Origin of the sequence: Rhizobium sp. PRIMUS64, from assembly GCF_023006465.1 — a bacterium.
GTDB classification, from domain to species: domain Bacteria; phylum Pseudomonadota; class Alphaproteobacteria; order Rhizobiales; family Rhizobiaceae; genus Rhizobium; species Rhizobium leguminosarum.
On the sequence record NZ_JALBGX010000211.1, the window covers coordinates 1 to 8,242 of the forward strand.

The window sequence follows — 8,242 nt, forward strand, 5'->3', positions numbered from 1 at the left end:
CGCGTCGAGATCCGGGCCGCGGGCCGTCTCGCCCCATTCGATGCGGACGGTCGCCGGTTCGATGGCGCTCGCATCGCAATCGCAGGCCTCGGCGACGCGGCGCGTCAGCGTGGTGAATTCCATCGTCTTCAGGAAGCCGATCAGCTTCGGGCCGTTCTGCGGTTCCAACACCAGCGCGTCGAGATCGAGATCGAGCGGCACATCGGTGCGCAAGCGCACCAGGTCGCGCGAGAGCCTGGCCATGTCGATATTGGCGAGGATCGTCTCGCGGCGTTTGACCTGCTTAATCTCGGTGGCACGTTCGAGCAGCGTGTCGAGATCGCCGTATTCTTCGAGCAACTGGGCAGCGGTTTTCGGGCCGATGCCCGGAATGCCCGGAACGTTGTCGACGGAATCACCGGTCATGGCCTGCAGGTCGATCATCTTTTCCGGCGGCACACCCCATTTCTCGATGACATCGGGAATGCCGATCTGCTTGTCCTTCATGCTGTCATACATATGGACATTGGGGCTGACGAGCTGCATCAGATCCTTGTCGGAGGAGACGATGGTGACATCGGCACCGGTTGCCTCGGCCTGGCGGGCATAGGTGGCGATAATGTCGTCGGCTTCGAAGCCTTCGGTCTCGATGCAGGGCAGATTGAAGGCGCGGGTCGCCTCTCTTATAAGGCCGAATTGCGGGATGAGCTCTTCCGGCGGGGCGGAGCGGTTCGCCTTGTAGGCGTCGTAGAGATCCTTGCGAAACGTCTTGGCGGAATAATCGAAGATGACGGCAAGATGTGTCGGCGTCACACCGACATCGGTATTGCGCGCATCCCTCAGCAGCTTCCACAGCATGTTGCAGAAACCGGACACGGCGCCGATCGGCAGGCCGTCGGTCTTGCGGGTCAGCGGCGGCAATGCATGAAACGCCCGGAAGATGAATCCGGAACCATCGACTAGGAAGAGGTGATCGCCTTTTTTCATGCGTGCATGGATAGCGCGGGCATCGGACGAGGTCCATATAGAGTTCGGCATAAAGTTCGGCGCGCGAAAAGGATTATGGCGTTCGGAGCGTCACACAGCGCCGCGTGTCTTTTCGGACGCGCAAAGGACGCTGAGCACTTGGCGTTGCTGCATAATTTTATCCTTCCATCGATTCCGATCTCAGGAATTGTGCGGCAGCGATTCCAGCTCACCAAACTGTTACCGATTTGTAACGATCGCCCTCCCTTGAAAAACCACATTCTGAGCCACAAATCCATGTCACCGGCGCTTGATTGCGTCGCGGGTCTGATTACCGGCTTGTCCCCCGCCGCGTCAGGCTTGGACAAAGGCCTTATCCCCCTCTCCGGGCCTTTGTCCCCACTTTAAAGTCGCCATGGCCAACCTCCATGCCATGGCGACTTTTGTTTTTTCCAGGCACTCGAAATTATCATCACGGCTTGCATGTTAAGGAGCATCGTATGCGATTTGCTGCATTGTCTCCGGCATGGTTTTGAGCCTAACTTGCAATCATGGGATTTAACCGCATGGATTCGGGAGCCTACCTTGCCAGCCAGCTGGCGAAGGGTTTTGCCCGCTCGCTGCACCAGCGCGCGGTCGGGCTTGGTTTTTCTCCGGGCCAGTTCCCCATCCTGCTGGAACTCTGGGCCGAGGACGGGCTGACCCAGAAACAGCTTCTCGAGCGGGTCGATATCGAGCAGGCGACCATGGCCAATACGCTTTCGCGCATGGTGCGCGACGGGCTGATCGAGCGCCGGCCGCATCCGTCCGACAAGCGGGCGCAACTGCTCTTCCTGACGCCGAGGGCGCGCGCCATGGAGGCCGAGGCGATCGAGACCGCGCGTGAGGCCGACCTTGCGCTGTTTAAAGGTTTTCGGGTTTTCGAGCGCGAGCTGACGCTCGAATATATCCGCCGGCTGCTGGAAAACGCCAAGGCGCTCTGACCGCTGCATAATTTTATCCTTAAATCATAATCGATTTAAGGATAAAATTATGCAGCAATTCAAAGTGTTACAGCGTTTTTTGCGCGTCTGAAAAGACGCGCGGCGCTGTAAGATCACTCGCCGGCACGCTGTGCGCGTCGCAATAGGGACACGCCGGTTTCGATCTGCATGGTCAGGACGTTTTCGTCGGCGGCAAGCTTGACGCTCGGCTCGATATCCGGCTTGCCGAGTAAAAGGCCCTGCACTTGCGCGCAGCCTTCCTCGACGACGATCCGGCGCTGCATCTCCGTTTCCACGCCCTCCGTCACGACAGGCATGCCGAGGCTATGACCAAGGCCGATGATGGCGCGCACGATCGAGCGTGCCGACGCATCATGTTCCAGCACGCCGGTGAAACTGCGGTCGACCTTGATCTTGTCGAAAGGGAATGAACGCAGGTTGGACAGCGAGGAAAAACCGGTGCCGAAATCATCCATGACGATGTGCACGCCGAGCTTGTGCAGCCGCAGCAGCGTCGTCATCACCCGGTCGCGATCGCGAATGAGGGCCGCCTCGGTGATCTCGAGCTCCAGCCGGCTGGGCGCAAGCCCGGTTTCGGCGAGGATCGACTCGATCCGCTCACAGAGGTTCGGCAGCATGAATTGCACCGGTGAGAGATTGACGGCGATCATCAGCGGCAGCGGCCAGCGCACGGCCTCCCTGCAGGCCTGCAGCAACACCCATTCGCCGAGTTGGACGATCGAGCCGCTTTCCTCGGCGATCGGGATGAAGATATCGGGCTCGGTCAGGCCGTAACCTGGCCGGTTCCAGCGCATCAGGGCCTCGTAGCCGCCGATCTCGCCGCTCAGCGCATCGAGGATCGGCTGATAGCTGACATGGATCTGGTTGCGGGAGATCGCATGGCGCAGTTCGCTTTCGATCTGGCGGCGGTTCCGTGCCGCCTTGTCCATTTCCGCGTCGAAGAAACAGACCTTGCCGCGACCGTCATGCTTGACGCGGTAGAGTGCAGTATCGGCATTGTTGCAGAGCTCTTCAGCAGCAGCGCCATCCGCGGGATAGAGTGCGATGCCGAGGCTGACGCCGACGGCTGTGGGGTCACGCGCCGTGTCCATCTCGGCGGCGAATTCGTCGAGGATATCAGCCGCAAGCTTCTGCGCCGCCGCCGGCTGTTGCCCGGCGGGCTGAATGATGGCGAATTCATCACCGCCGAGGCGGGCGACCGTATCGCTCTCATCGGCCACGCGGCGCAGGATCGAGGCGACCTTGCGGAGAATGCGGTCGCCTTCGGCATGGCCGAAGATATCGTTGACGGCCTTGAAGCGATCGAGGTCGAGATAGAAGAGGGCAACCTCGCTGTCCTTTCGTTCGGCCATCTGCAGCGCCTGCCGGATGCGGGTATCGAACAGCGACCTGTTCGGCAGATCGGTGAGCACGTCGTGGTGGGCGAGATGCTCGATCATCTCCTCGGCCTGCCTGCGCTCGGTGAGATCACGCACCGCCAGCACCTCGCAATTGTGCCCACGATAGACGATCCTGCTCGCGGTCACTTCGACGGCGATCTCCCTGCCGTTCCTGGTGTTGAGCAGCGTCTCGCTGGGTCTGTTCTGCCCAGTTCCCTGAATAGCAGACAAAACAGCCGAGGGCGCCTTGCCGGCAAGATCGGCAAGCTTCCAGCCGGAAAGCCCCTGGAAGCGTTCATTGGCATCGATGATCCGGCCTTCCCGCAGGATCAGCAGCCCTTCCTGCGAGGCATTCGCGAGCCCCCTCAGATCCGTCAGGTGGCTTTCGATAAAGACCACCGCGAGGGCAATCAGAATGAGCGTCGTCGCCGCCACCACGACGATCACAGCAAGCAGGCTAGCGTCGAGCACCGTTGCCGGGACTTGCTTGCCGGGATCCGGCACCAGCGTGATGCTAGCCATAGAGATGAAATGGAGAGCGCAGATCGCGAGGACGAAAGTGATTGACGAGGCGAGGAGCCGCCTCAGTCCCTTCAATTCGAAAAAGGCGTGGAAGGCGGCACTCGACAACAGCGCTCCTGCGAGAACCGCACTCAGCGTCATCAAGGGATCATAAAGGATGACCGCCTGCGTTTCGATTGCCTGCATGCCGGTCAGGTGCATGGAGGCGATGCCGAGCGCCATCAGGACGCCGCCGCGGATGCGAGAAAACCTGCCGCGGCTTTCCGAAGCGACGAGGATCGCCGCCCACGAACCGACAACCGACAGGAGGAAAGAAAGCGTCGTCAGGCCCAGTTGGTAGCCGATCGGCATGCCGCCGTCATAGGCCAGCATCGCGATGAAGTGCGTTGCCCATACGCCGGTACCGAAAGCGAAAGCCGAGGCGCCGATCCAGAGCTTGCGCCGCCCGGCATCGCATTCCTGGGCGCGGGAAAGCAGCAGCATAGCCGCCGTAGCGCCGACCAGGCAGACGGCGGCAGCCGCAAGCACCAGCCGCCAATCGTGGTTGTCCCGAATACATGTAATGACCGAAAACATCCGAACCTCGCACAGCTGAATTCGGTCAGGCTATTTAGGTTATGCTAAATAACGGTAAATTGAATTAGGATTCTCTTCTATATTATCCAGCAAATCTTCTTGATATTAGTCTATGCGCCACCGGTCTTTCGCGCCGCCGATTTTTTGTTTTTCCGCCTCGCCTGCCTATCTGGTTTGGTCTATCGTCCGGCCGAATTTCAAAAAGGAGTCGAAAATGACCGATGTACGTCAAGTGCTTGCGCGCGCGGATCAGAATCTTCCATCGAGCCTCGACAAGCTGTTCGAGCTTCTGCGCATCCAGTCGATATCCACCGATCCCGCCTACAAAGCCGAATGCCGAAAGGCTGCGGAATGGCTCGTCGCTTATCTCGGGACGCTCGGCTTTACGGCCTCGGTGCGCGATACACCAGGCCATCCGATGGTCGTCGCCCATCATGCCGGCGCGTCTGCCGATGCGCCGCATGTTCTCTTCTACGGCCATTACGACGTTCAGCCGGTCGACCCAATCGAACTCTGGGAAAACGACCCGTTCGAGCCATCGATCAAGGATGTCGGCGAGGGCCGCAAGATCCTGACCGGCCGCGGCACCTCCGACGACAAGGGCCAGTTGATGACCTTCGTCGAGGCTTGTCGCGCCTATAAGGAGATCAACGGCGCGCTTCCCTGCCGCATTACCATTCTCTTCGAGGGCGAGGAGGAATCCGGTTCGCCGTCCCTGAAGCCCTTCCTCGAAGCCAATGCCGCAGAGCTCAAGGCCGATTATGCGCTCGTCTGCGATACCGGCATGTGGGACCGCGACACGCCGGCGATCGCCGCAGCGCTGCGCGGCCTCGTCGGCGAGGAAGTGATCGTGACGGCCGCCGACCGCGACCTGCATTCCGGTCTCTTCGGCGGCGCGGCTGCCAATCCGATCCATATTCTCGTCGAGGCTCTTGCCGGCCTGCATGACGAGACCGGCCGCATCACGCTTGACGGATTCTATGACGGCGTCGAGGAAACGCCTGACAACATCAAGGCATCATGGGAAACGCTCGGCAAGACCGCGGAGAGCTTCCTCGGCGAAGTCGGCCTTTCCATTCCATCCGGCGAGAAGGGCCGTTCGGTGCTGGAACTCACCTGGGCCCGGCCGACCGCCGAAATCAATGGCATCTGGGGCGGGTATACCGGCGAAGGCTTCAAGACGGTGATCGCTGCCAAGGCTTCGGCCAAGGTTTCGTTCCGGCTTGTCGGCACGCAGGATCCGGCCGCCATCCGCGAGGCTTTCCGCAGCTATATCAGCTCGAAGATTCCCGCCGATTGCTCGGTGGAGTTCCATCCGCATGGCGGCTCGCCGGCAATCCATCTCTCCTATGATTCCCCGGTTCTGACCAAGGCGAAGAACGCGCTTTCCGACGAGTGGCCGAAACCCGCCATCGTCATCGGCATGGGCGGGTCGATCCCGATCGTCGGGGATTTCCAGAAGATGCTCGGCATGGAATCGCTGCTCGTCGGCTTTGGCCTCAGCGATGATCGCATCCACTCGCCGAACGAGAAATACGAGCTTATCTCCTACCACAAGGGCATCCGCTCCTGGGTGCGGATTCTTCAGTCGCTCGCTGCCTGAAGGAAAAGGCGCACCTTCCATCAAGACGCGCCACGCAAAGTCGCGACAAACAAAAAGGCCGGTTCGACCCGGCCTTTCGTCATCCGCTCATCTCAGTGCCAGTTCATCCGTGGTCAAGGAGCAAGCGGGTATTGCAATGAGACTGCCGCCGAAAGGTTAACGGACCGTTAACAGTGCCCGCCCTTGCCGGAAGCACCACTCGCGGCTCAAGGGCGCTGACAGACATTTCGCCGTTCAAGCTACGTTCATCGCGAGCGACGTATAAGCCATTGAAAGATAAGACGAATGATAACGCCCTAAAAACACCTGCGGGCGATCCGTCTATCTTTTGTTTCAGTGGCATATGCCAAGGAAACGCGGCCCAGCGCTGCCTGAAAAACGTGCCAACAAGGACTGAGAAGCGTGAAAAATCTCTTTGTTAAAATCGCAGCGGTCGGCCTGCTTATGCTGGCGCCTGCCGTAGCGCAGGCTGCCGAGGGCTACTCGACGGCGAACGTCAACATGCGTGCGGGTCCGAGCACCCGTTATCCTGCCGTCGCGGTCATCCCGGCTGGTTCTTCCGTCGAAATCCGCGGATGCCTTTCCGACGTCAACTGGTGCGACGTGGAATTCTACGGCGGCCGCGGCTGGGTTTCCGGCCAGTACGTGCAGGCCTCCTACCAGCAGCGCCGCGTCTATGTCGGCCCGCAATATTACCGTCCGCTCGGCATTCCGATGATTCGCTTCAGCGTCGACAATTATTGGGACCGCTACTACCGCAACCGCGATTTCTATCGCGACCGTGACCGCTGGAGCCGCGGCCCGGACTATTACTATCGCGACCGCGACAATCGGGATCGCGATCGCGATCGGGATAACCGGGATCGCGACCGTAACTGGCGCGAGCGGGATGGCGACCGAGATGGGCGCGACCGCGATCGTGACTGGCGCGACGACAATCAAAGGGACGATCGGCAGAGGGGCGATCGGCAAAGAGGTGAACGGCAGAGGGACGACCGGAGAGGCGATGATCGCAGGCCGGACCGCAGGGACTTTGATTGCCGCCCCGGCGATCCCTCCTGCGACGAATGAAACAGAAAGGGGACGGCAGCGCCGTCCTCTTCCGAGGCTTGAAGCCAAGGGAAAACACCCAAGAAAAAGCCCGGCGCTCCCATGAGGGATGCACCGGGCCTGATGTCGATCGGCGCGTGTTGAGGGGAGACGGCCGATCATGCGCGGGACGTGAGGGGTTGTCCCGCTTGTACTTAAACAATCGCGGAGCCTATTGGTTCCGCCTCCTGCATAATTCCTTAAATCGGAATCGAATTTAAGGACGAAATTATGCAGTAATTCAAAGTGTTACAGCGTCCTTTGCGCTTCTCGAAAAGACGCGCGGCGCGGTAATCCACGTCGTATCGCACGTAACTCACGCCACGCACTTCGGGGCCTTTGTTTTCGCGACGCGCGCCGCTTCGCCGGCGAGCGCAAGACAGGAACCGCGGGGGAAGCATCGATCCTCGAATGCGCTCACCGACAATTTGATGTGAAGCCATCGCGAGGCTCTTGTTTTGCGGGATTCTTTATTGCAGTTTTGTGAAGTTGCGGATTGATTTTAATCCGTTCGAGGCTGGACCCTGATGACGCAAGACTACCTGGCTTTCTTCGGGCTTTTTGCCCCTCGGGCAGCCGCCGCAGATGTTACCGTTTGGCATAAACACAACCCTATCCTGCCTGTACGCCTTACCGATGGGGCGAACCTCAACCCTTCCGGCCAGATCTGGCGCCGCTTTCATCTGGGCGAGTGGGAATATAAGCAGGACCCGGAAACGCTCGACGATTACGAGGCCCGGCAGTTCTGAAGGCCAATGCTGTCTCCCGGCGCGATCTGCTTTACTTTCCATTATTAACACCCCGTTAAATCGCCGCATTTACAGTTCAGTCGGATGATCACGGCGGCACTCAAAGTGCTCCAGCGTCCTTTGCGCGTCTGAAAAGACGCGCGGCGCTGGAGAAGAGCACCGTTATGCGAAGCTGGCTTCGCGATCGAACATGGGGTGTGACCGGTCCGCGATGGCAGGCAGAGGCAGATCAGGCGACAGAATAGAACCGTCCTTCAGCGGCCGCCCGGCACGCGACGATGACGAATTCTCGCTCGATGCCGACGATCGCATTGCCGGAGGCCGATCCCAGCGCCGCGGCGGCTCGAAACCCCCGCCGCAACGTGCAGCCCCCCG

General features: G+C 60.1%; 6 protein-coding genes. 4 read left to right on the forward strand and 2 right to left on the reverse strand.

Annotated features, from left to right (window positions below):
- Nucleotides 1-966: 5'-3' exonuclease H3TH domain-containing protein (locus MOV76_RS37395; RefSeq protein ID WP_309506850.1), on the reverse strand; the 966-nt coding region annotated here is incomplete at its 3' end.
- A gap of 545 nt (nucleotides 967-1,511) precedes the next feature.
- Here MOV76_RS37395 and MOV76_RS37400 point away from each other — a divergent pair.
- The gene (locus MOV76_RS37400) at nucleotides 1,512-1,928 is read left to right on the forward strand and encodes a MarR family winged helix-turn-helix transcriptional regulator (protein ID WP_003544385.1); all 417 of its coding nucleotides are present in this window, start codon (nucleotides 1,512-1,514) and stop codon (nucleotides 1,926-1,928) included.
- Nucleotides 1,929-2,041: 113 nt separating this feature from the next.
- On the opposite strand, the gene MOV76_RS37405 is transcribed toward MOV76_RS37400, so the two are convergent.
- A complete protein-coding gene (locus tag MOV76_RS37405; protein WP_247266449.1) occupies nucleotides 2,042-4,426 on the reverse strand; it encodes an EAL domain-containing protein in 2,385 nt (794 codons plus the stop codon).
- Between the two features lie 214 nt (nucleotides 4,427-4,640).
- Between MOV76_RS37405 and MOV76_RS37410 the strand changes: the two genes are divergently transcribed.
- The 3 genes from MOV76_RS37410 to MOV76_RS37420 all read left to right on the forward strand — a co-directional run bounded on the left by MOV76_RS37410 (nucleotide 4,641) and on the right by MOV76_RS37420 (nucleotide 7,867).
- Nucleotides 4,641-6,029, forward strand: a complete 1,389-nt coding sequence (locus tag MOV76_RS37410) for a M20/M25/M40 family metallo-hydrolase (protein ID WP_130769298.1) — start codon at nucleotides 4,641-4,643, stop codon at nucleotides 6,027-6,029.
- 402 nt (nucleotides 6,030-6,431) lie between these two features.
- Complete coding sequence (locus MOV76_RS37415) at nucleotides 6,432-7,100, forward strand: SH3 domain-containing protein (RefSeq protein ID WP_018448008.1); 669 nt, start codon at nucleotides 6,432-6,434, stop codon at nucleotides 7,098-7,100.
- Between the two features lie 545 nt (nucleotides 7,101-7,645).
- Nucleotides 7,646-7,867: a hypothetical protein gene (locus MOV76_RS37420; RefSeq protein WP_018448009.1), complete on the forward strand. Its 222-nt coding sequence runs from the start codon at nucleotides 7,646-7,648 to the stop codon at nucleotides 7,865-7,867.
- Nucleotides 7,868-8,242 lie beyond the last annotated feature (375 nt).

Excerpts from the sequence above, each read along its gene's own strand:
- MOV76_RS37405 (WP_247266449.1), bottom strand. The coding sequence starts at position 4,426 with ATGTTTTCGGTCATTACATGTATTCGGGACAACCACGATTGGCGGCTG.
- MOV76_RS37420 (WP_018448009.1), top strand. The coding sequence starts at position 7,646 with ATGACGCAAGACTACCTGGCTTTCTTCGGGCTTTTTGCCCCTCGGGCA.
- MOV76_RS37400 (WP_003544385.1), top strand. The coding sequence starts at position 1,512 with ATGGATTCGGGAGCCTACCTTGCCAGCCAGCTGGCGAAGGGTTTTGCC.
- MOV76_RS37410 (WP_130769298.1), top strand. The coding sequence starts at position 4,641 with ATGACCGATGTACGTCAAGTGCTTGCGCGCGCGGATCAGAATCTTCCA.